The following is a 22,048-nucleotide window of genomic DNA, read 5'->3' as shown; positions in this document are numbered from 1 at the left end:
CGAACGCGCATTGCTCACCCGATGGCTGAGTCTCCTTCATCCCTGCGGCGCCGCCGGCTGCCGCCCCTGGCGGCCCTGCGGGCCTTCGAGGCGGCCGCGCGCCATCTCAGCTTCCGCCGGGCCGCCGCCGAACTCGGGGTGACGCCGACCGCGATCAGCCATCAGATCCGGCTTCTCGAAGCGACCTTGGGCCTGGCCCTGTTCGTCCGCGCGGTCCGGCGCGTGGCCCTGACCGCGGCCGGCCAGTGGCTCTATCCGGCCCTGCGCGACGGCTTCGATGCCTTCGAACGCGGCCTCGCCGACCTGTCCCCGCAGACGGGCCGCAAGGCGGTGACGCTGACCGCCACGACCTTGTTCACGGCGCGCCGCCTGCTGCCGGCGCTGGGTGCGTTCCGCGCGCAGCATCCGAGCTTCGATCTGCGGCTGCACGCGTCGGACGCATTGGTCGAACTCGACGGGGGTGTCGCGGATATCGCCGTCCGTTACGGGGCAGGGCCTTTTCCCGGATTGGTCTCGGAACCGCTCCTGTCCGAGCGGTTCGGCGTCCTGTGCGCGCCGAGCCTCGGCCTGTCCGTCCCGGAGGACTTGAGGCGCGCCACGCTGCTGCACGTGGACTGGACACAGCCGAGCCTCGCGCCCGACTGGCGGCGCTGGGCACGGCTGGCGGGCCTGACCGGCCTCGCGGTCGATGCGGGGCCGCGCCTCACCGACGACGGCCACGGCCTTCAGGCGGCGGTCGCGGGCCACGGCGTCGTCGTGGCCAGCCTCGTGCTTGCGGCGCCCGAAATCGAGGCGGGCCTGCTCGTTCACCCGTTCGGCCCGGTGATCCCGGGCGAGACCTACCACGTGGCCGCGACCCCCGAGACCATGGCCTGCGCCGACATCCGCGCCGTGCGCGACTGGCTCAGGAACAGCGTGCGGTGATGCGGCCCGCTTTGGGGACGCTTATCCGGCATCACCTGAACGCATGCCGACCCTAGAGCCGCAACCGCGCCGGATGCGGGTCGGATCAGAAACGACTGCCGGCGTGGCGGTCGTCGTGATTCCGTTCGGAAGCCATCGGGACAGGGCAGCCTGGGTCTTGCGATGTCGATCACCGATCCACCCCCCGTCACGGTTCCCATGCGCAAGGAGGCCGAGCGCGCCCGGCGCATCCGAGCCGCCGATGCGATGGTGGCCCGGATGCGGGACTACGCGAGCCGCGAGGGCGGCCGGTTCGTCGTGTTCGGGTCCTTCGTTACGGGTCGCATGGGTCACGACAGCGACCTCGACGTGATGATCGACTTTCCCGACGCCGGGCGGCGGGCGGCGTGGGATTTTCTCGAAAACCTGTCCGCCGAGCACGGCCTCGCGCTGGACCCGTTCGATCAGGCGACGACGAAACCCGCGTTCGCGGCGCGCGTCGAGGCCACCGGGCTACACCTGCCGTGACGGATACGCGCTGGCTCGATGTCGAAGACGATCTCGCGGCGGCGACCCGCCATTTCCGCAATACCGCCCGCCTGTACGATGCGGGCGGCTTCGACGAGCCCGACCTCGACGGTTATCGGGCGCGGATGGGCCTTCAGCATGCGATGCAGGCCGGCTACACCGCGCTGGAAGGCGCCCTCCACCGCATCCTCGACATCCTGGGCGAAGAGGCTCCCACCGGTCCGAACGCCCACGCGGATCTCGTGCGCCGCGTCTCTCGCCCCGTGAGGCTGCCCGATCGGAGCCGGCCAGCGATCCTCACATCCGAGGCTGCGGCCGATGCCGATGAGGCGCGGCGGTTTCGCCACCGGGCCGCCCACGACTACGACAGCTTCCAGCCCGACCCGGCCGCGCCGTCGATCGCCGCCGCCCGCCGGCTGGCGGACTCGCTCGAACCCAGCATCCGCGCCTTTAGGGACCAGATCGATCCCCCGTCGACCGCCGGTTGACGAGGTCTCGCGACCTCCCGCACCCGGGGTGTTCCCTCACCCGAACACGTGCCCCCCGTTGATCCGCAGCCCCACCGGGTGCCCGGCGGCGTAGCGGACGCCGTCGGAATCCTCCACCGCCAGCACCCGCCCCTCCGCGTCGGCCACCTCGATCCGCTGGCGGCCTTGCGTCCGGTACGAGCTGCGCACGGTGCCGGACAGGTGCGCGGATTCGGGCTCGGCGAGCTGCAGCTGCCAGGGGCGGACGTAAAGCTTGACCGGGCCGATCGTGCCGGCCGGCGCGACGACCGGCGTCTCCCGCCCGCGCACCCGCACCCGGCCACCCTCGGCGATCGCCTCGACCTCGACGGAATCGCCCAGGAACTTCATCACCGTGGCGGAGGCCGGGTTCTCCTGCACCTCGTCCGGCGTACCGACCTGCTCCAGGCGGCCGCGATCCAGCACCGCCACCCGGTCGGACAGCTCCAGCGCCTCGTCCTGATCGTGGGTCACGAAGATCGTGGTCTGGCCGGTCCGGTCGTGGATCTCGCGCAGCCAGCGGCGCAGGTCCTTGCGCACCTGGGCGTCCAGCGCCCCGAAGGGCTCGTCGAGGAGCAGCACCCGCGGCTCGACCGCCAGCGCGCGTGCCAGCGCCACCCGCTGCCGCTGGCCGCCGGAGAGCTGGGACGGGTAGCGGTCGCCGAAGCCCGAGAGCCGGATCAGGTCGAGAAGGTCGCCGACCCGGCGCTTGATCTCGGCCTTGGCCGGACGGTCGGCGCGGCGGCGCGCGTTCAGCCCGTAGGCGATGTTGTCGGCCACGCTCATGTGCTTGAACAGGGCGTAGTGCTGGAACACGAAGCCCACCGCCCGCTCCTGCACGGCCAGCCCGGTGGCGTCGTCGTCGCCGAACAGGATCCGGCCCCGGTCCGGCGCGTCGAGCCCGGCGATGATCCGCAGGAGCGTCGTCTTGCCCGAGCCCGAGGGGCCGAGCAGGCCGATCAGCTCGCCCGCCCGCACGTCGAGGGACAGGTCGTGCAGCACCGCCGCCGTGTCGAAGGTCTTCGAGACGTTCTCGACCCGGATCGCCGTGGAGGGGCGATCCAGGGCGCCGTCAGTGCGCCCGGCCGTGCGCGAGTTCGCCGGCGAAGCGCCATTCGAGGACGGATTTGAGGACGAGGGTGATGAGGGCAAGGACGGCGAGGAGCGAAGCGACCGCGAATGCGGCGACGAAGTTGTACTCATTGTAGAGGATCTCCACGTGGAGTGGGATGGTGTTGGTCAGGCCGCGGATGTGGCCCGACACCACCGACACCGCTCCGAATTCGCCCATCGCCCGGGCATTGCAGAGGAGCACGCTGTAGAGCAGGCCCCAGCGGATATTGGGCAGCGTCACCGTGCGGAACGCGTGCAGGCCCGAGGCGCCGAGCGTCAGCGCGGCCTCCTCCTCCGCGGTGCCCTGCTCCTGCATCAGCGGGATCAGCTCGCGGGCGACGAACGGGAAGGTCACGAACACCGTCGCCAGCACGATGCCGGGCAGGGCGAACAGGATCTGGACGCCGTGGTTGATCAGCCAGGTGCCGAACAGGCCCTGGGAGCCGAACAGCAGCACGTAGATCAGGCCGGAGACCACCGGCGAGACCGAGAACGGCAGGTCGATCAAGGTGATCAGCAGCGCCTTGCCGGGGAACTCGAACTTGGCGATCGCCCAGGAAGCGGCCAGACCGAACACCACGTTGAACGGCACCGCGATCGCCGCCACGGTGAGCGTCAGGCGGATCGCGCTCCAGGCGTCGGGCTCCCGGAACGCGTCCAGGAAGGCGCCGAGCCCCTTCGAGAAGGCCTGGGCGAACACCGCGAAGAGCGGCAGGACCAGGAACACGGCCAGGAACGCCACCGCGATCCCGATCAGGACCACGCGGGTGACCGCCCCCTCGGAGGCGGCCGAGGCCGGCTTGGTCGCCGGCACGAAGGCGGGGGAAAAGATCTCAGACATAGCCGAACCGCCGCCGTGACCAGGCCTGGATGAGGTTGATGGCGAGCAGCGTCAGGAACGAGATTCCGAGCATGATCGTCGCGATGGCCGCCGCGCCGCCGTAGTCGAACTCGGACAGCTTGATGACGATCAGCAGGGGCGCGATCTCCGACACGTAGGGCAGGTTGCCGGCGATGAAGATGATCGAGCCGTACTCGCCGACCCCCCGGGCGAAGGCGAGGGCGAAGCCGGTGAGCACCGCCGGGATCAGCGGCGGCAGCACCACCCGGGTGAGGGTGACGAGGCGCGTCGCTCCGAGGGTGGCCGAGGCCTCCTCGATCTCCTTGTCGATCTCGGCGATCAGCGGCTGCACGGTCCGCACCGCGAAGGGCAGGCCGATGAACACCATGGCGATGAAGATGCCCACCGGCGTGTAGGCCGCCTGGATGCCGAGCCGGGCGAGCGGCGCCCCGAGCAGCCCGTCCGGCGCGTAGAGCGCGGCCAGCGCGATGCCGGCCACCGCGGTCGGCAGCGCGAAGGGCAGGTCGACGGCGGCGTCGACCAGCTTGCGGCCCGGGAAGCGGTAGCGGGTCAGCACCCAGGCCACCAGGAAGCCGAAGGCCGAGGCGACGAGCGCCGCGAGGGCCGAGACGCCGAAGCTGATCCGCAGGGCGCTGGCCACCCGCGGATCGGTGGCGACCTCCCAGATCCCCGACAGGCCGAGCCCGGAGGCCTTCACCACGAGGCCGGCCAGCGGCAGCAGGACGATCAGACCGAGGCAGGCCAGCGTGTAGCCGAAGCTGATCCCGAAACCCGGGATCACGCTCGGCCGGCGGAAGGTGCGTTTCAGACGGGGGGTCTCGACCATGGCGCGCGTCTCAGCGGCCAGCCCGGCTCAGCCGGTCGAACAGACCGCCAGCGTCGAAATTCCGCTTCTGGATCTCGTCCCAGGAGCCCTGCAGGTCCTCGATCTTGAACAGCTTGATCTCGGGGAGCTGGGCGAGGTCGGCCGGGGCCGCCGCCTCCCGCTTGATCGGCCGGTAATGGTGCTTGGCGAAGATCGCCTGCGCGCGGTCGCCGTAGAGGAAGTCGAGATAGGCCTGCGCGGCCTTGGTCGTCCCCTTGCGCTCGGCATTGGCCGCCACGAGGGCCACCGGCGGCTCGGCGTAGATCGAGCTCGGCGGCGAGACGATGTCGAACTTGTCGGCGCCGAACTCCTGAAGCACGAGGTAGGCCTCGTTCTCCCAGGTCGGCAGCACGTCGCCGAGCCCGCGCTGCGCGAAGGTCACGGTCGAGCCGCGGGCGCCGGTGTCGAGCACCGGCACGTTCCTGTAGACCTGCCCCACGAAGGCGTCGGCCTTGGCGGCATCCTGGTCCTGATTGTAGGCGTAGCCCCAGGCCGCGAGGAAGTTCCAGCGCCCGCCCGCCGAGGTCTTCGGGTTCGGGGTGATCACCTTCACGTCGGGCTTCACGAGGTCGGCCCAGTCCTTGACGCCCTTCGGATTGCCCTTGCGGACGAGGAACACCACCGTCGAGGTGTAGGGCGTCGCCGTGTTGGGCAGCTTGGTGCGCCAATCCTCCGGGATCTTGTGCGTGAGCTTGGCGATCGCATCGATGTCCGACGGGATGCCGAGGGTGACCACATCGGCGTCGACCCCGTCGATCACCGTGCGCGCCTGCGCGCCCGAACCGCCATGCGAGGCCCGCACCGTGATCGCCTCGCCGGTCTTGGTTTTCCAGTCCTCGGCGAAGGCGGCGTTGATCTCGCGGTAGAGTTCCCGGGTCGGATCGTAGGAGACGTTGAGCAGGGCCGTCTCGGCGGAGGCCGGCCCGATGCCGGCCCACAGCCCGGCGCCGGCCAGCAGGGACAGACCGATCGCCCGGATACCTCGCCCTCGCGCGGCAGCGTTCTTCATCACGTCCGATCCCCGGCGAGTCGCAGTCCATCGCGGGGCGGGAAAGCCCCGAAGAGCGTGCGAAATCGTTCTTTTTATCGAACGATGTCAAGCCGCGGACGTGGTCTTGCCGAGCCCGCCGGCCACCGCAAGATCGGCGGAACCGGCCAGAAAGCAAGCACTGTCAGCGCCCTATAGAGTCGGAATGCATGGATCTTCTCCGGCCGCTGCCGTGCGGGGAAGAATCTCAGCGTCTCCGGCGGTTTTACAGAACGAACGATCTGATGTGCGCTGGCGCACCCTCGAGCCGTCGTGGCTGGAGCGTCGCTGCCAGCGGGCTGCCCTGGATGGCAGCCTCGATCAGCCCTCTCGATCAGCCCTTGGGCTTCGCGAGTTGCGCGATGAGGGCCTCCAGCCGCTGGCTGACCGGTGCCGCGAGGGCTTCGGCGTAATGGGAGCGCAGGCTCCGGCCGAGATGGCGGCGGATGCCCGCGGCCAGGGGCGGTGTGTCGGGCGTCTGTTCCGACGGGGACGGACGCTCGGGATGCGGCTTCGGCATGGTCGGACATCCCCGCGGCGGTACTGCACGAGAGTCGCAGGGCTTGGTTAAGGACCCGTCACCGCGCATCCCGTCCGGACCGGGCCCACCCGGCCGTGGGGCCCGGAACGGGGCTGTCGCAGGCCGGAACTGGCGCCGCGGGGGACACGTTGCCCGCCCTTGAGACCCCCAAGTTGCCCGGAGCCGCGCGTGTCCCGTTCGATCGCCCTGATGACCCTGGCCATCCTCGCCGTGACGACGGCCGCCTCGCCGGGCCTCGCCCAGACGAAGCCGGGCGAGATCAAGGGCGTCGACGCGATGGGCGACAAATCCAGGAGCGCGCAGGACGGCTGGAGCCAGGCGCCCGTTCCGCGCGAGGAATCCGCCGCCAAGGATGCGCCGAACCCCGGCGGCCAGTCGATCAAGGAGAATGCCGACCGTCCGGTGCCCAAGGCGAACCCCGGCGGGTCCTCCGCGACCGAGCCTCAGGCGCCCCTCGACCACCGCACCGCGAGCCCGTCCGGCACGAATCCGGCCGCACCGAGCAAGTAAAAAAGATCATTTCCTAAGAGGATGATAACTAGTCGGGCGAACGTACTGGATCGCCCGAAACACAGCGGCCATCCGTGTCACATCTGTGTCACGCAACCGCACTTGCCTCGCGCACGCTTTTTTGGGACACCCTGGAATTATACCAGATCGCTTTTATGGAGCGGAGATGACGGTCCAGGTCTCAAGGCGTGGCCTGCTCAAGGGGGCCGGTGCCGGCCTCGCGGGCGGCTCGCTGGGCGCACTCGGGTTCGGCGGACTCGAGCCCGCCATGGCCGCCGCGGTGCGGCCCTTCAAGCTCGCGCAGATGCGCGAGACCCGCAACACCTGCCCGTACTGCTCGGTGGCGTGCGGCGTCATCCTGTACAGCCTGGGCGACCGTTCGAAGAACGCCCGGTCCTCGGTGATGCACATCGAGGGTGATCCCGATCACCCGATCAACCGCGGCACGCTCTGCCCGAAGGGCTCGGCGCTGCTCGACTTCGTGCATGCCGAGACCCGCACCAAGTACCCGCTCCACCGGGCGCCGGGCTCCTCCGAGTTCAAGCGCGTGTCCTGGGACTTCGCCCTCGACCGCATCGCGCAGCTCATGAAGGAGGACCGGGACAAGAACTTCGTGGCCAAGAACGGCGACCTCACGGTCAACCGCTGGACCACGATGGGCTTCCTCGGGGCCTCGGCCACCACCAACGAGACGGCGTGGCTGACCTACAAGACAGTCCGAAGCATGGGGGCCCTGGTCTTCGACAATCAGGCCAGGGTTTGACACGGTCCGTCGGTCGCCAGTTTGGCGCCCTCCTTCGGACGCGGTGCGATGACCAACCTCTGGATGGACATCAAGCACGCGGACGTGATCACCGTGATGGGCGGCAATGCCGCCGAGGCGCACCCCTGCGGCTTCAAGTGGGTCGTTGAGGCGAAAGCCCATAACAATGCCAAGCTGATCGTCGTCGATCCGCGCTTCACCCGCACGGCGTCGGTGGCCGATCTCTACTGCCCGATCCGGCAGGGGACCGACATCGCGTTCCTGTCGGGCGTGGCCAAGTACCTGCTCGACAACGACAAGCTGCAACACCGCTACGTGTCCGCCTACACCAACGCCGGGTACGTGGTCCGGGAGGGCTACGACTTCCAGGACGGGCTGTTCACGGGCTACGACGCGGACAAGCGCGACTACGACAAGACCACCTGGGACTACGAGATCGGCCCCGACGGCTACGCCGTGGTCGACGAGACGATGCAGCACCCGCGCTGCGTGATGCAGCTCCTGAAGAAGCACGTCTCGATCTACACCCCCGAGATGGTCGAGAAGATCTGCGGCTCGCCCAAGGAGACCTTCCTGAAGGTCTGCGAGTTGATGGCGACGACGGCCGCGCCCGAGCGCACCATGGCGTCGCTCTACGCGCTGGGCTGGACGCACCACTCGAAGGGTTCGCAGAACATCCGCTCGATGTGCGTCGTGCAGACCCTGCTCGGCAACATCGGCATGCTCGGCGGCGGTATGCAGGCGCTGCGCGGTCACTCCAACATTCAGGGGCTGACCGATATCGGGCTGATGTCGAACCTGATCCCCGGATATCTCAACATCCCGGTGGAGAAGGAGCCCGACTACGCGAGCTACATCGCCAAGCGGCAGTTCAAGCCGCTGCGTCCCGGACAGACGAGCTACTGGCAGAACTACAACAAGTTCTTCGTTTCGTTCCAGAAGGCGATGTGGGGCGACAAGGCCACCAAGGAGAACGACTGGGCGTACGATTACCTGCCCAAGCTCGACGTGCCGACCTACGACGTGCTGCGCGGGTTCGAGCTCGCCAAGCAGGGCAAGATGACCGGATACGTCATCCAGGGCTTCAACCCCCTGATGTCGTTCCCGAATCGCGCCAAGATGACGGAAGCCTTCTCCAAGATGAAGTTCATCGTGGTGATGGATCCGCTCAAGACGGAGACGGCCCGGTTCTGGGAAAACCACGGCGAGTACAACGACGTCGATCCGACCAAGATCCAGACCGAGGTGTTCGAGCTTCCGACCACCCTGTTCGTGGAGGAGGAAGGCTCGCTCTCGAACTCCAGCCGCTGGCTGCAGTGGCACTGGCAGGCGCAGGACGCGCCGGGCGAGTGCCGCTCCGACATCGAGATCATGTCGGAAATCTTCCTGCGGATCCGCAACGCCTACAAGAAGGACGGCGGGGCGTTCCCGGACGCGATCGTCAATCTGAAGTGGGATTACGCGATCGCCGAGTCGCCCACGCCGACGGAGCTCGCCCGCGAGCTCAACGGCTACACGGTGGCGCCGACCCCGGACCTCAACGGGACCATCATCCCGGCGGGCAAGCAGGTCGACGGCTTCGCGCAGCTCAAGGACGACGGGACCACGGCCTGCGGCTGCTGGATCTACTCGGGCTGCTACACCGAGAAGGGCAACACCATGGCCCGCCGGGACAATACGGATCCCGGCGACCGCGGCATCGCTCCGAACTGGGCCTTCGCGTGGCCGGCCAACCGGCGCGTGCTCTACAACCGCGCCTCGTGCGACCCCGAGGGGCGCCCGTGGTCGGAGAAGAAGAAGCTCATCGAGTGGAACGGCAAGCAGTGGATCGGCTTCGACGTGCCGGACTACGGCGTCACCGTCGCCCCCGATAAGGGCGTCGGCCCGTTCATCCTCAACCAGGAGGGCGTCGCCCGCCTGTGGACCCGGGGTCTCATGCGCGACGGGCCGTTCCCGACGCATTACGAGCCCTTCGAGTCCCCGGTGGCCAACCTCGCCTTCCCGCGGATCAAGGGCGCGCCCGCGTCCCGGATCTTCAAGGACGATCTGGCCGATCTCGGCGACGCGAAGGACTTTCCCTACGCGGCGACGAGCTACCGCCTGACCGAGCACTTCCACGGCTGGACCAAGCACGCCCGGATCAACGCGATCCTCCAGCCGGAGGCCTTCGTGGAGATCTCGGAGGAGCTCGCCAAGGAGAAGGGCATCGCCAAGGGCTCCTGGGTCCGCGTCTGGTCGAAGCGCGGCTCGCTCAAGGCCAAGGCCCTGGTGACCAAGCGCATCAAGCCGCTGATCTGCGACGGCAAGCCCGTCCACGTCGTCGGCATCCCGCAGCACTGGGGCTTCATGGGCCTGACCAAGAAAGGATGGCACCCGAACTCGCTGACGCCCGTCGTCGGCGACGCGAACACCGAGACGCCGGAGTTCAAGGCCTGGCTCGTGAATATCGAGCCGACCACGCCTCCGTCGGACGCGGTCGCGTAAGGGGGGAGCACGGAAATGGCCGACTACAGCTCCCTCGACATCCGCCAGCGCTCCGCCTCGACGGAGACGCCGCCGGAGATCCGCCGCCAGGTGGAGGTCGCCAAACTCATCGACGTGTCGAAGTGCATCGGCTGCAAGGCCTGCCAATCGGCCTGCGAGGAGTGGAACGACCTGCGCGACGACATCGGTGTCAACACGGGCACCTACCAGAACCCCCACGACCTCACGCCGAAGTCGTGGACCCTGATGCGGTTCACCGAGTACGAGAACCCGGAGACCAACAACCTCGAATGGCTGATCCGCAAGGACGGCTGCATGCACTGCACCGAGCCGGGCTGCCTGAAGGCCTGCCCGTCGCCGGGCGCGATCGTGCAGTACTCCAACGGCATCGTCGACTTCATCGAGGAGAACTGCATCGGCTGCGGCTACTGCGTGAAGGGTTGCCCCTTCAACATCCCGCGCATCAGCCAGACCGACCACAAGGCGTACAAGTGCACCCTGTGCTCGGACCGGGTGGCGGTGGGTCAGGCCCCGGCCTGCGCCAAGGCCTGCCCGACCGGCTCGATCATGTTCGGCACCAAGCAGGCCATGATCGAGCAGGCTGAGACCCGCGTCGAGGATCTGAAGTCGCGGGGCTTCGCGCATGCCGGGCTCTACGACCCGGCCGGCGTCGGCGGGACGCACGTCATGTACGTGCTGCACCATGCCGACCAGCCGAGCCTCTACGCGGGCCTGCCGAACGACCCGAAGATCTCGCCGCTCGTCGCCTTCTGGAAGGGCGGGGCCAAGGTGTTCGGTCTCGCCGCGATGGGCTTCGCCGCGGTGGCGGGCTTCTTCCACTACGTGACGGCCGGCCCCAATGAGGTCGTGCCCGAGGAAGAGGAAGAGGCGGTCGAGTACGACGAGGCCAAGCGCCGGGAGACCGGCGACGAGGCACGGCCGCATTGATCGGCATCCCGGGCTGCCAATGCGGCCCGGGAAACGCGACGCGCCCCCTCTCCCGTGCGGGAGAGGGTTGGGGTGAGGGTCGAGAAGGTTCAGGATCGAGCACGTCGTCGACGTGGGATCGGGTTGCGCCTTCTCCGGATCGTCCTCATCCCTCACCCTGTCCCTCTCCCGCACGGGAGAGGGGACCCGCGATCCCTTCGGAAACGGGCGGGATCGGATAACCGAAGACGGCGGGGCCCAGAGGCCCTATCCTGAATTTCAGAGCCCCCTCCGCCGAGGCGCAGGGCCGGCGCCGCATCAGGCAGGTGAAGGCCGATGACGATCCACAGCGATATCCGCGACGGCGATTCCCGCCCCCTGCACCACGCCAAGTCCGAGGCGCCGGAGGTGCTGTACGTCCCGCGCTACACGGGCGTGCAGCGCGTGAACCATTGGATCACCGCGATCCTGTTCACCCTGCTGACCCTTTCGGGTCTGGCGATGTTCACGCCCTACCTGTTCTCGCTCACCGGCCTGTTCGGCGGCGGGCAGGCGACCCGGGCGATCCACCCGTGGTTCGGCGTGGCGCTGGCGGTCAGCTTCTTCTTCCTGTTCGTCCGCTTCTGGAAGCTCAACATCCCCAACAAGGACGATGTCGAGTGGACGAAGCACATCGGCGACGTGGTCACCAACCGCGAGGACCGGCTTCCGGAACTCGGCAAGTACAATGCCGGCCAGAAGGGCGTGTTCTGGGGCCAGACCGCGCTGATCGGCGTGATGTTCGTCACCGGCCTCGTGATCTGGAACACCTATTTCGGCGGCTTCACCTCGATCGAGACCCAGCGCTGGGCGCTGCTGGCGCACTCGCTCGCCGCCGTGATCGCCATCGCGATCATCGTGGTGCACATCTATGCCGGCATCTGGGTGCGCGGCACCGGCCGGGCGATGGTCCGCGGCACGGTGACGGGCGGCTGGGCCTACCGGCATCACCGCAAGTGGTTCCGGCAGATCGCCGGCGGCAAGGCGCGCCACGGCTCGGTGGACAAGCGCGGATCCTGATTGGTGGCCAATTTCTTCAAGCGTAAACCCGCGGCTCCGGCCGCGGACAACACCCCGACGCAAGCCGAGGCGCCGAAGCCCCGCCGCCGGGACTTCAACGAGCTGAAGCCCGATCCCGACAAGATCGGGATTTCCGGCTCGGTGCCGTTCGTGCGCCTGCCGGACCCCACGACCCTGTTCGCCGACCGTGCGGCCCGTCTGGACGAGGCCGCCCCCGGGCACCCGCTGGAGGCCTATCTCCGGTTCGTCGCCGAGGTCGCCCGCGCTCAGGCCGCGATCCAGGCCCAGGTGGCGCTCCCGCCGCCGCCGGACGGCGCCGATCTGGCGCTGCGGAGCGAGCACGGGATGCCGCCCCTGTCCCGGCACAGCCTGGAGGCCGATCCGGGCTTCGACGACAGCCTGCTGGCGTTGCTCGACGCCGTGAATCTCGCGACCGCGCCCGAGGCCTCCGCGGCGGCGCGCGAGTCCCTGCGCGCGGCCTCCCGGGAGGACCGTCTCGACCTCGCCCTGCAGGTGTTCGAGGGGGCGCTGCCGGTGGACCGGATCGCCGAATGCGTGTTCGTCTCGGCGGCCCTGCAGGTCCGCCTCGCCGAGCAGGCGGCGCGGCTCGACAGCAAGATCCTGAAGCCGGTGGCCGACGGCGTCTGCCCCTGCTGCGGCGGCGCGCCTGTGGCGAGCGTCGTGGTCGGCTGGACCCCGGCCGACAAGGCCCGCTACCTCAGCTGCTCGCTGTGCGGCACCTACTGGAACCACGTCCGGATCCGCTGCACCGCCTGCGGCTCCGGCGAGGGGATCAGCTATTACGGCCTCGACGAGGTCTCAAAGGACGTCCAGGTCGAGACCTGCACGACCTGCCACAGCTACATCAAGCACCTGCACCAGCACCGGGCGCCGAGTCTCGACCCGGTGGCGGACGACATCGCGTCCTACGGGCTCGACCTCAAGATCGCCGAGGAAGGGTTCCGGCGCGCCGGGCTGAACCTGCTGTTCGTGATCTAGACCGGGCTACGCCTGTCCCATCCGGCCGCCTCAGCCTGAGGTGACCGCGACGCGGACCGCGAAGGATGTGTCCGGCCGGCCGCGCGATCCCTGAGGGCTCCTTCGAGGCCTCCGGTCGCTGCGGCACCTCAGAATGAGGGGGGTGGGTTGGACGAGCATCGAGGATCGAAGGCACGATCCCCGACGGCGGCGAAACCGGAAACCTCCGCGCTCAGCGGTAGCCGTAGCGGCTCTTGGCGGCGGCGAGCAGGTGCAGCGCCTCGCCCGACTTGCCGGCCGAACACTCCGCGGCGGCGTGGGCGAGGTCGGCATTGAAGCGGTCGCCCACGGGCTTGTTGAGGTTGCCGGTGGCGACGTCGCTGTCGACGATCGCCTTGGTGCGCGCGATCTCGGGGCCGCAGCCGCTGCCGGTCGGCAGGGCCAGGGGTGCCGGGATGACGGGCGCGGGCTCCATGACCGCCGGGGTGGCACGCTGCTGGCAGGCCGCCAGCGCCGCGACGGCGAGGGCGGCGAGGCTGAGGCGCATCGGAAGACGGGACGCGGGCACGGCGATCATCCTGTTGCGGCGCGGGGCTGCGCCGCCCGGTTTGTGAGCCGAGCTTGGCAGTGGATCAATCGCCGCCGCGACACGCTCTGCCCGCGTGGGACGCGGGACGCCGGACACCGATCCTGCCGAATTCCGCTGTCACGGGAGCGGGTTGGCGCGCGCTGCCATCATTCTCGGTTGAACGGCGCGCGCCGGATCGTGAGCGGCTACTTCGCCTTGTCGGCCAGCGCCTTCAGGCCGGAATCGTAGATGCCCTGGACCGCGTCGACTGCGACCGTGTCGGGGGCGCCCTTGGCGTTGAACGTCCCGGTCCACGTCACCTTCGAGCCGGAGCCCTCGGGGGCGACCGAGAGGGTCGACTTGTAGTCCGAGACCGGCAGGGGGCTTTCCAGGATCGTGTAGGTGTAGCTCATCACCTTGTCGTCCCGGGAGACCTGCTCCTCCTTGATGGTGCCGCCGCCCTTGAGGCTGAGGGTGCGGACCTTCATGCCGTCCTTGTCGGACAGGGCGCATTTCTCGATGGCCGGGTGCCAGTCGCCGATGCCGCAGAACTCGCCGATCGTCTGCCAGACCTTGGCCGGGGGCGCGGCGATGTCGGCCGTGCGCGTCACGTCCAGGGCGTAGCCCGGCACCGTGGCCGCGGCGAGCGCCAGGGCGGCGAGGGGGAGGGACCGGCAGAAAGCGAAAGGCATCTCGGGGGTGTCTCCGTCCGTGTCGGGTCGCGGCAGGGGCCGCGCGGGCTCTGTGGCCGCGGTGGAGCTAAGTCGGCACGACCGCCCCGGCAATGGGCGGGACCCGCGGCGCGTGACGTTTCCCGCGGACGCGACCTGTGCCGCGTGGGGCGCAGACGCCGGGCGGCGGGCTGGCCTACCAGCCGTCCATCGCGTCCGTATCGGCCGGATAACCGTAGGCGGGGGCCGGCACATAGGCCGGGCGGTAAGAGGCCGACGACCGGCGGCCCATCTGGTCGCCATCCGCCTGCAGCGAGTCGCCGTAGGGGCTGCGATGGCGGGCGAGGCGGATCCCGCCGCGCCCGCCATCGGCCACCGGCATGTCGGCCCCCTCGATCACCACCCGGGTCCGGCCCATGCCCTCGGCCTTCACGAGGTTGAACAGGGTCGCGGCGTTGCGCACCGACAGGCGCACGCAGCCATGCGACGCGGCCCGCCCCAGGTTGCGGACATGGTTGGTGCCGTGGATGGCATGGCCCTGGTTGGTGAAGAACATCGCGAAGGGCATCGGCGCATCGTCCCACTCCTTCGAGAAGTGGGTGCGCTCCATCCGGAACGGGCGGAAGGACCCGGAGGGGGTGTCGTGGCTCTCGACGCCGGTCGAGACGGGCCAGGAATAGCGCGGCTGCCCGTCGACCGTGACCTCCATGCGCTGCGCGCTCTTGTCGACATTGATCAGCACGTCCGCGGAGGCCGAAGCCGGGACGGCGGCCCACACGAGCAGGCCGGACAGGACCGAGACCAGACCGATACGCATGTGCCACTCCGCCTGCGAAACCGCGATGGTTTGCCGACACGCCAAGCCTTTGGCAACGCCAAGGTTCCGGCGGATTCCACCCCTGCGCAGTCACGCTTCGCGGAGCGCCCGGCCGGCGCGATCGAGCCCATGGATGTCGCGCCGGCACGAACCGTGCTGCCGCCGACCGCCGGTTGACAGCGGCCCGGGCCCGGGCGCCTCCTCCGGGTCAGACTTGGTTCGGAGTTCCCATGGCCCTCGACCCCACCCTCGCCGCCGAGATCGAAGCCTCCGTGGCGGAGGGGTTTGCCGATCAGGTCGCCCATACGCAGGCCCTGGTCCGGTTCGCCTCCGTGCGGGGCGAGGAGCATGCCTGCCAGGATTACGTGTTCGAGCAGTTCCGCGCCCGCGGCTACGCCACCGAGCGCTTCGCCATGGACCGGGACGCCATCGCAGCCCATCCCGGCGGCTCGAAGATCGACGCCACGCACCATTCGGACGCGCCGATCGTCGTCTGCCACCACCGGCCCGGCACCGAGACCGGGCGCTCGCTGATCCTGCAGGCCCATGTCGACGTGGTGCCGCCCGGCCCCCTCGACCTCTGGACCCATCGGCCATTCGATCCGGTGATCCAGGGCGACTGGATGTATGGCCGCGGCGCCGGCGACATGAAGGCCGGGCACGCCGCCAACCTGTTCGCCCTCGACGCACTCGCCCGCCTCGGCCTCCAGCCGGCGTCCTCGGTGACGGTGCAATCGGTGGTCGAGGAAGAATCTACCGGCAACGGCGCCCTGATGACCCATCTGCGCGGCTACCGGGCGGACGCCGTGCTGATCCCCGAGCCGGAGGACGAGAAGCTCGTGCGCGCCAATACCGGCGTGCTGTGGTTCACCGTCGAGGTCCGGGGCGTGCCGGTCCATGTCCGCGAGATGGGGGCGGGCGCCAACGCGATCGACGCCACCTATCGGGTGATCGGCGCGTTGCGCGAGATAGAGGCCCGCTGGAACGCCGAGAAGGCATCGCACCCGCATTTCGAGGCCGAGGATCACCCGATCAACCTCAACATCGGCAAGATCGAGGGCGGCGACTGGGCCTCCTCGGTCCCGGCCTGGTGCCGGATCGACTGTCGCATCGCGCTCTATCCAGGCGTGACCGCCGCGCAGGCCGCCGCCGAGATCGAGGCCGCGGTGACCAGCTTTTCCCGCACCGACCCGTTCCTGGCCAACAGCCCGCCGCGGGTGGTGTTCAACGGCTTCTTCGCCGAGGGCTACGTGCTGGAGGAAGGCTCCGAGGCCGAGGCCGTGCTCGGCCGCGCCCACGAGCGGGCGATCGGCGCACCACTCCAGAGCTTCATGACGGCGGGCTATCTCGATACCCGGGTCCACGCCCTCTACGACCGGGTGCCGGCCCTCTGCTACGGCCCGACCTCCCAGAACATCCACGGCTTCGACGAGCGGGTGAGCCTGGCCTCGGTGAAGCGCATCACCACCACCATGGCGCTGTTCGTGGCCGAGTGGTGCGGGACCGAGCGCAGGGCCGGGTGACGTCGACCGGGGCTTGGCGCAGGTCCCCTCTCCCGTGCGGGAGAGGGACAGGGTGAGGGATCAGGTCTTTCAGGACGGGGCGAGCCCGGCCAGCGCGTCGACGGTGTGCTCGGTCCTGAACCTTCTCGTCCCTCACCCCAACCCTCTCCCGCACGGGAGAGGGGGCATGTTGTGCTCGAAAGGCACCGAGGCGCGATATCCCGCTCGCGGTACCTCAGGGGATCAGCCGGTCCGCGCGCAGCTGGGCGAACAGATCGTAGAACGCGTCGTCGGTCGGCTGGTAGGCCGTGAAGCCGAGCCGCCGGCTCTTGCTCATGTCGGTCACGACCTCGATCGGCCGGCCGAGATCCGCATCCGTGTGCCAGGGGGAGGCCAGCTTCTTGAGGTTCGGCTCTGCCAGCCCGTAGCGCTGCGCGATCTCCGCCCAGGCCGGGTCGTCCTGCGCCATCCGGGGCTCCAGGGGCCGGTGCGTACCGTCGAACGGCACCGGCTCGATCCCGAACCACGCGGCGATCCGGCCCCACATCCAGCTCCAGCGGAAGACGTCGCCGTTCACGACGTTGAACGCCTCGTTGGCGGCCTTGGGCTCTGTCGACGCCCACAGCAGCTGGCGGGCGAGGAGCCGCGCGTCGGTCATGTCGGTGAGGCCGTTCCACTGGGCGGCCGAGCCCGGGAAGAGGAACGGGCGCCCCAGCTCCCGGCACAGGGTGGCGTAGCAGGCCAGCGTCGTGCCCATGTTCATGGCGTTGCCCACCGCCTTGCCGATGATCGTGTGCGGGCGGTGGACGCTCCAGGTGAAGCCGTCGCGGTCGGCGGCGGCGAACACCGCATCTTCTTGAGCGTAATAGAAATTCTCGATGTCGAGCCGGCCCTGGTCCTCGCGGAACGGCGTCTGCGGCAGGGTGCCTTTGCCGTAGGCCTCGAACGGGCCGAGATAGTGCTTCAGCCCGGTCACCAGGGCGACGTGGCGGACGCTCTTCTTGGGGCGAAGCGCGTCGAGCAGGTTCTCGATCATGGCCCGGTTGACGCGGATCATCTCCGCCTCGGTCGGGCGCCGCTGCCAAGTGGCGAGGAAGACGTGGCTCGGGGCGAGGTCGGCCAACGCCCGCTCCAGGGAGGCCGGATCCTGCAGGTCGCCGGCCACCGGCGCGACGCCGTCCTGCTGCACCGGGTGACGCGCGAGGCCCGCGACCCGCCAGCCCTCCTGGCTGAGCAGCGCCGCGGTGGCGCTGCCGACGATCCCGCTGGCGCCGACGATCAGAGCGGTGTTCGACATAAACTTCCTCGTGCCCGGCCAAAACCCGGGTCCGAGGCAGGTGGGCCCGGGTGGCATCGCGACAACCCCACCGTGTAGGGCAGGCACCTATGCGGCAGGCTCACGTCATGGTTTCGAAAGGTCGAGACCTTTCGCGGGTCCAGGGCGGAGCCCTGGTGTCGGGCTTTGCCCGGTGTCGGGCTTTGCCCGAGACGGTCAGACCTTCGCCCTGACAATTCACCAAAGGGCTGAAGCCCTTTGGAAACCCGGGTCCAAAGCCCTCAGGCGACCCGGTCGATCGCTGCGCCCAGCACGTCCACGATCTCGCCGATCTGGCTGCGCTCGATGATCAGCGGCGGCGAGAGCGCGATGATGTCGCCGGTCACCCGGGTGAGCAGGCCGCGCTCGAAGCAATCCACGAACACGTCGTAGGCGCGCTTGCCCGGCGCGTCCGGACGCGGCGCCAGCTCGATGCCGGCCACCAGCCCGAGGGTGCGGATGTCGATGACGCCCTTGCGCCCGCGCAGGTCGTGCATCGCCGCGGCCCAGTCGTCCGCGATATCGGCGACGCGGGTGAGGAGACCCTCCTCCCGGTAGATGTCCAGCGTCGCGAGGCCGGCCGCGCAGGCGATCGGGTGGCCGGAATAGGTGTAGCCGTGGAACAGCTCGATCCCGTCCGGGCCCTGCATCAGCGCGTCGTGGACCGCCCGGCTCGCGAAGACCGCACCCATCGGCACCGTGCCGTTGGTCAGGCCCTTGGCGCTGGTCACGAGGTCGGGGACGACGCCGAAATAGTCGGTGGCGAAGGGCGCGCCCAGGCGACCGAAGCCCGAGATCACCTCGTCGAAGATCAGCAGGATGCCGTGCTTGGTGCAGATCTCGCGCAGGCGCTCCAGGTAGCCCTTCGGCGGGATCAGCACGCCGGTCGAGCCCGCCACCGGCTCGACGATGCAGGCCGCGATGGTCTCCGCCCCGTGGAGCGCGACCAGCCGCTCCAGATCCTCGGCGAGTTCCGCCCCGTGCTCGGGCTGGCCCTTCACGAAGGCGTTGCGGGCCGGGTCGTGGGTGTGGCGCAGGTGGTCGGTGCCATTGAGGGTCGGGAAGACCCGCCGGTTCGACACGATGCCGCCGACCGACAGGCCGCCGAAGCCGACGCCGTGATAGCCGCGCTCGCGGCCGATAAGCCGGGTCCGCGTGCCCTGGCCGATCGCCCGCTGGTAGGCGAGGGCGATCTTGAGGGCGGTGTCGACCGATTCCGAGCCGGAATTGGTGAAGAACACCCGGTCGAGGCGCTTGTCCGGACCGCCCGGGGCGATCTCGGCCAGCCGCTCGGCGAACTCGAACGCGATGGGGTGGCCCATCTGGAAGGTCGGGGCGAAATCGAGGGTGGCGAGCTGGCGCTCCACCGCCGCCGCGATGCCCCGGCGGCCGTGGCCGGCATTGACGCACCAGAGGCCCGCGGAGCCGTCGAGGATCTTGCGGCCGTCGTCGGCGGTGTAGTGCATGCCCTCGGCCGACACGAGCAGGCGCGGCGCCGCCTTGAACTGGCGGTTGGCCGTGAACGGCATCCAGAAGGCGTCCATCGCGGGCGTGTTGCGGAGCGGATGGTCGGTCATGGGCGGTTCTCCGGGGCGGGGGGCGCGGATCGGGCGGCGGGACCAGGGGACACCTTCGCGGATCGGGCAACAAGTCCTTTTCTGATCGCCGCCAAGCCCTTGCAGGATCGGGGCCGCGGGTGGCACCGTTGCGGGATCCGCAACACCTGAAACGGGGCGTGCCCGGATGAGCATCGATGTCGGCGCCCGCCTGCGCTTCGTACGCGCGCGCCACGGCCTGTCGCAGCGGACGCTCGCCAAGCGCGCCGGGGTGACGAATTCCGCGATCTCGCTGATCGAGGCCAACCGGGTGAACCCCTCGGTGGGGGCGCTGAAGCGGATCCTCGACGGGGTGCCGATCGGTATGGCCGAGTTCTTCGCCCTGGAGCCGGAGCCGGAGCGCAAGGCGTTCTTCGCCGCCGAGGAACTCACCGAGATCGGCCGGCGCGCCGCCAAGGGGGCGATCTCGTACCGGCAGGTCGGCGACAGCCTGTTCGGGCGCAACCTCCAGATCCTCAAGGAGCGCTACGAGCCCGGCGCCGATACCGGCCGGGTGCCGCTCTCCCACGAGGGGGAGGAGGGCGGGATCGTGCTCTCCGGCCGCCTGGAGGTCACGGTGGATGCCGAGCGCCGGATCCTCGGCCCCGGCGACGCCTACAGCTTCGACAGCCGCCGCCCGCACCGGTTCCGCTGCGTCGGGCCCCACCCGTGCGAGGTGGTGAGCGCCTGCACGCCGCCGAGTTTTTAAGGCGCCAGCGATGGGCGTCTCTCTCCCCCCTCTGCAGGCTACCGGATGCACACTTCGCGGGCCGGGGCGCTCTCTCCTCCCCCTTGCGGGGAGGAGTTGGAGGTGGGGGTGGTGCAGAAGGTACCGTCACGCTCGATCCTGCACCACCCCCACCCCTGGCCCCTCCCCGCAAGGGGGAGGGAAAAGCGTTTTGTTCTGAGATGGTTGAGTGTGGGGTAGCGAAGCGTGATTCGACCAGCCGCTGCGGGGGAGGGAGGGACGCGGGTCTCTTCGCTCCCCTCCTCCATGCGCAATGGGTGAAACCAGCACTACCCTCAAACGCGGAGACGGTTCGGGCGCGCATCCCAATGAAACACCCACCCTGTCGCACGCAGGCGTTGCGGTCACCCGCCCGACGGGCGCATGCAGGGTGGCGTCTGAATGCATAATGCCGCGCGAGGATCGATGGCCGTCACGACCGCAAGCCCGGCCGGCAAGCCCGGACAGAACCAGTCCGCCCGGGCGGCGCTCGCGGCCTTCGTGGGCACCACGATCGAGTGGTACGACTTCTTCATCTACGGCACGGCGGCGGCCCTGGTGTTCGGGCCGCTCTTCTTCACGGCGGAATCCCCCTACATCGCGACGCTCTCGGCCTTCGGCACCTTCGCGGTGGGCTTCCTGGCCCGGCCGCTCGGCGGCCTGATCTTCGGGCATCTCGGCGACCGGTTCGGGCGCAAGCGGGCCCTCGTGGCGACACTCATCATGATGGGCATCGCCACCTCGGGGATCGGCCTGCTGCCGACCTACGCGTCGGTCGGCCTCTGGGCGCCGGTGATGCTGGTCGTCCTTCGGCTGATCCAGGGGCTCGCGGTCGGCGGTGAGTGGGGCGGGGCGGTGCTGATGGCCGCCGAGCACGCGCCCGCCGGGCGCAACACCTTCTTCGCCTCCTTCGCGCAGCTCGGCAGCCCCGCCGGGCAGATCCTGTCGCTCCTGGCCTTCCGGCTGGCCGGCCTCCTCGACAAGGAGAGTTTTCTGAGCTGGGGCTGGCGGGTGCCGTTCCTGGTGAGCATCCTGCTGCTCGCCGTGGGCCTCGCGATCCGCCTCGGCGTCGCGGAATCGCCGGCCTTCGAGAAGACCCGGGCCGCGGGCGGCCCGCCGCCGGCCCCCGTGCGCGAGGTGCTGACGACCCACCTCCGGCCGGTCCTGCTGGCGGCCGGCGCCAACACCTTCGCGATCGCCTCGGTCTACCTGTTCAACACCTTCATGATCGCGTTCACGACGCAGTATCTGGGCATCGCGCGGGCCACGATCCTCGACGCCCTGCTGATCGGCGCCGTGGTGCAGCTGATCATGACCCCCGTGGGCGCCCGGATCGCGGAGCTGATCCGCAACGAGCGGCTGTTCCTGCAGGGCACGCTGGTCTGGGCGATGCTGGCGCCCTATCCGCTGTTCTGGCTGGTGGAGACCAAGTCGGTGCCGCTGATCGTGCTGGGCCTCGCCCTCAACGTGATCGGCAGCGCGACCTTCTACGCGGTGATCGCCGGCTACCTCGCGGGCGCCTTCCCGGCCCGGGTGCGCTACTCGGCGATCTCCATTGCCTACCAGTTCTGCGGCGCCCTCGCCGGCGGCCTGACGCCGATCGTCGGAACGGTGCTGGCCGAGCGGTTCCAGGGCCATTGGTGGCCGATCGCCGTGTTCGGCACGGTGCTGGCGGGCGTGTCCTTCGTCTGCGTGACGCTGATTGGCGGCTACCGGGCGCGCCAGCGCGGCTTTCTGGACGGGTGAGGGCGGATCGCTCGAAAGCCGCGGATCCGGGTAACACCGGA

General features: G+C 69.5%; 21 protein-coding genes. 11 read left to right on the top strand and 10 right to left on the bottom strand.

The window, feature by feature from the left end:
• The first annotated feature begins 21 nt into the window (after positions 1–21).
• The 3 genes from AAHG09_RS22020 to AAHG09_RS22010 all read left to right on the top strand — a co-directional run bounded on the left by AAHG09_RS22020 (position 22) and on the right by AAHG09_RS22010 (position 1,919).
• Positions 22–924 (top strand): LysR substrate-binding domain-containing protein, encoded by a 903-nt coding sequence (locus AAHG09_RS22020; RefSeq protein WP_342109633.1) that lies wholly within the window; start codon positions 22–24, stop codon positions 922–924.
• Positions 925–1,086: 162 nt separating this feature from the next.
• The gene (locus tag AAHG09_RS22015; protein ID WP_342109632.1) at positions 1,087–1,431 is read left to right on the top strand and encodes a nucleotidyltransferase family protein; all 345 of its coding nucleotides are present in this window, start codon (positions 1,087–1,089) and stop codon (positions 1,429–1,431) included.
• Positions 1,428–1,919 carry a ribonuclease toxin HepT-like protein gene (locus AAHG09_RS22010; RefSeq protein WP_342109631.1) on the top strand — a complete coding sequence of 164 codons (492 nt, stop codon included), beginning with the start codon at positions 1,428–1,430 and terminating at the stop codon, positions 1,917–1,919. The genes AAHG09_RS22015 and AAHG09_RS22010 overlap by 4 nt, the downstream gene beginning before the upstream one ends.
• A 36-nt stretch (positions 1,920–1,955) precedes the next feature.
• On the opposite strand, the gene AAHG09_RS22005 is transcribed toward AAHG09_RS22010, so the two are convergent.
• The 5 genes from AAHG09_RS22005 to AAHG09_RS21985 form a co-directional block, all read right to left on the bottom strand.
• The gene (locus AAHG09_RS22005) at positions 1,956–2,939 is read right to left on the bottom strand and encodes a sulfate/molybdate ABC transporter ATP-binding protein (RefSeq protein ID WP_412760074.1); all 984 of its coding nucleotides are present in this window, start codon (positions 2,937–2,939) and stop codon (positions 1,956–1,958) included.
• A 70-nt stretch (positions 2,940–3,009) separates the two neighbouring features.
• The gene (cysW, locus tag AAHG09_RS22000) at positions 3,010–3,891 is read right to left on the bottom strand and encodes a sulfate ABC transporter permease subunit CysW (RefSeq protein ID WP_342109630.1); all 882 of its coding nucleotides are present in this window, start codon (positions 3,889–3,891) and stop codon (positions 3,010–3,012) included.
• A complete protein-coding gene (cysT, locus tag AAHG09_RS21995) occupies positions 3,884–4,738 on the bottom strand; it encodes a sulfate ABC transporter permease subunit CysT (RefSeq protein ID WP_342109629.1) in 855 nt (284 codons plus the stop codon). The genes cysW and cysT overlap by 8 nt, the downstream gene beginning before the upstream one ends.
• A 10-nt stretch (positions 4,739–4,748) precedes the next feature.
• Positions 4,749–5,786 (bottom strand): sulfate ABC transporter substrate-binding protein, encoded by a 1,038-nt coding sequence (locus tag AAHG09_RS21990; RefSeq protein WP_342109628.1) that lies wholly within the window; start codon positions 5,784–5,786, stop codon positions 4,749–4,751.
• Positions 5,787–6,138: 352 nt separating this feature from the next.
• On the bottom strand, positions 6,139–6,324 hold the full coding sequence (locus AAHG09_RS21985; protein WP_342109627.1) for a hypothetical protein: 186 nt from the start codon (positions 6,322–6,324) through the stop codon (positions 6,139–6,141).
• Between the two features lie 189 nt (positions 6,325–6,513).
• Between AAHG09_RS21985 and AAHG09_RS21980 the strand changes: the two genes are divergently transcribed.
• The 5 genes from AAHG09_RS21980 to fdhE all read left to right on the top strand — a co-directional run bounded on the left by AAHG09_RS21980 (position 6,514) and on the right by fdhE (position 13,087).
• Positions 6,514–6,855 carry a hypothetical protein gene (locus AAHG09_RS21980; RefSeq protein ID WP_342109626.1) on the top strand — a complete coding sequence of 114 codons (342 nt, stop codon included), beginning with the start codon at positions 6,514–6,516 and terminating at the stop codon, positions 6,853–6,855.
• Between the two features lie 166 nt (positions 6,856–7,021).
• Positions 7,022–10,102 (top strand): formate dehydrogenase-N subunit alpha, encoded by a 3,081-nt coding sequence (gene fdnG, locus AAHG09_RS21975; RefSeq protein WP_342109625.1) that lies wholly within the window; start codon positions 7,022–7,024, stop codon positions 10,100–10,102.
• A 15-nt stretch (positions 10,103–10,117) separates the two neighbouring features.
• Positions 10,118–11,050, top strand: a complete 933-nt coding sequence (gene fdxH / locus AAHG09_RS21970) for a formate dehydrogenase subunit beta (protein ID WP_342109624.1) — start codon at positions 10,118–10,120, stop codon at positions 11,048–11,050.
• Between the two features lie 315 nt (positions 11,051–11,365).
• Positions 11,366–12,088 carry a formate dehydrogenase subunit gamma gene (locus AAHG09_RS21965; protein WP_342109623.1) on the top strand — a complete coding sequence of 241 codons (723 nt, stop codon included), beginning with the start codon at positions 11,366–11,368 and terminating at the stop codon, positions 12,086–12,088.
• 3 nt (positions 12,089–12,091) lie between these two features.
• Positions 12,092–13,087, top strand: a complete 996-nt coding sequence (gene fdhE, locus AAHG09_RS21960; protein ID WP_342109622.1) for a formate dehydrogenase accessory protein FdhE — start codon at positions 12,092–12,094, stop codon at positions 13,085–13,087.
• 211 nt (positions 13,088–13,298) lie between these two features.
• Here the strand turns inward: fdhE and AAHG09_RS21955 are convergent, their stop codons facing one another.
• From AAHG09_RS21955 to AAHG09_RS21945, 3 genes are all read right to left on the bottom strand, one after another.
• The gene (locus tag AAHG09_RS21955) at positions 13,299–13,643 is read right to left on the bottom strand and encodes a hypothetical protein (RefSeq protein ID WP_342109621.1); all 345 of its coding nucleotides are present in this window, start codon (positions 13,641–13,643) and stop codon (positions 13,299–13,301) included.
• Between the two features lie 197 nt (positions 13,644–13,840).
• Positions 13,841–14,326 (bottom strand): SRPBCC family protein, encoded by a 486-nt coding sequence (locus AAHG09_RS21950; protein WP_342109619.1) that lies wholly within the window; start codon positions 14,324–14,326, stop codon positions 13,841–13,843.
• A gap of 175 nt (positions 14,327–14,501) precedes the next feature.
• Complete coding sequence (locus tag AAHG09_RS21945; RefSeq protein WP_342109617.1) at positions 14,502–15,122, bottom strand: L,D-transpeptidase; 621 nt, start codon at positions 15,120–15,122, stop codon at positions 14,502–14,504.
• 230 nt (positions 15,123–15,352) lie between these two features.
• Here AAHG09_RS21945 and AAHG09_RS21940 point away from each other — a divergent pair, with 230 nt between their 5' ends.
• Complete coding sequence (locus tag AAHG09_RS21940) at positions 15,353–16,645, top strand: ArgE/DapE family deacylase (RefSeq protein ID WP_342109616.1); 1,293 nt, start codon at positions 15,353–15,355, stop codon at positions 16,643–16,645.
• A 214-nt stretch (positions 16,646–16,859) separates the two neighbouring features.
• On the opposite strand, the gene AAHG09_RS21935 is transcribed toward AAHG09_RS21940, so the two are convergent.
• Complete coding sequence (locus AAHG09_RS21935; protein ID WP_342109615.1) at positions 16,860–17,921, bottom strand: SDR family oxidoreductase; 1,062 nt, start codon at positions 17,919–17,921, stop codon at positions 16,860–16,862.
• A 260-nt stretch (positions 17,922–18,181) separates the two neighbouring features.
• On the bottom strand, positions 18,182–19,516 hold the full coding sequence (gene aptA, locus AAHG09_RS21930; RefSeq protein WP_342109614.1) for an omega-aminotransferase AptA: 1,335 nt from the start codon (positions 19,514–19,516) through the stop codon (positions 18,182–18,184).
• 166 nt (positions 19,517–19,682) lie between these two features.
• Here aptA and AAHG09_RS21925 point away from each other — a divergent pair, with 166 nt between their 5' ends.
• Together AAHG09_RS21925 and AAHG09_RS21920 are read left to right on the top strand one after the other, a co-directional pair.
• Positions 19,683–20,243 (top strand): cupin domain-containing protein, encoded by a 561-nt coding sequence (locus AAHG09_RS21925; RefSeq protein WP_342109613.1) that lies wholly within the window; start codon positions 19,683–19,685, stop codon positions 20,241–20,243.
• 444 nt (positions 20,244–20,687) lie between these two features.
• A complete protein-coding gene (locus AAHG09_RS21920) occupies positions 20,688–22,007 on the top strand; it encodes an MFS transporter (protein ID WP_342109612.1) in 1,320 nt (439 codons plus the stop codon).
• The last annotated feature ends 41 nt before the right edge of the window (positions 22,008–22,048 follow it).

This window comes from Methylobacterium guangdongense (assembly GCF_038442355.1).
GTDB lineage: Bacteria > Pseudomonadota > Alphaproteobacteria > Rhizobiales > Beijerinckiaceae > Methylobacterium > Methylobacterium guangdongense.
Note: the sequence above shows the minus strand (reverse complement) of the source record. Positions and strands in the feature narration are given on the sequence as shown.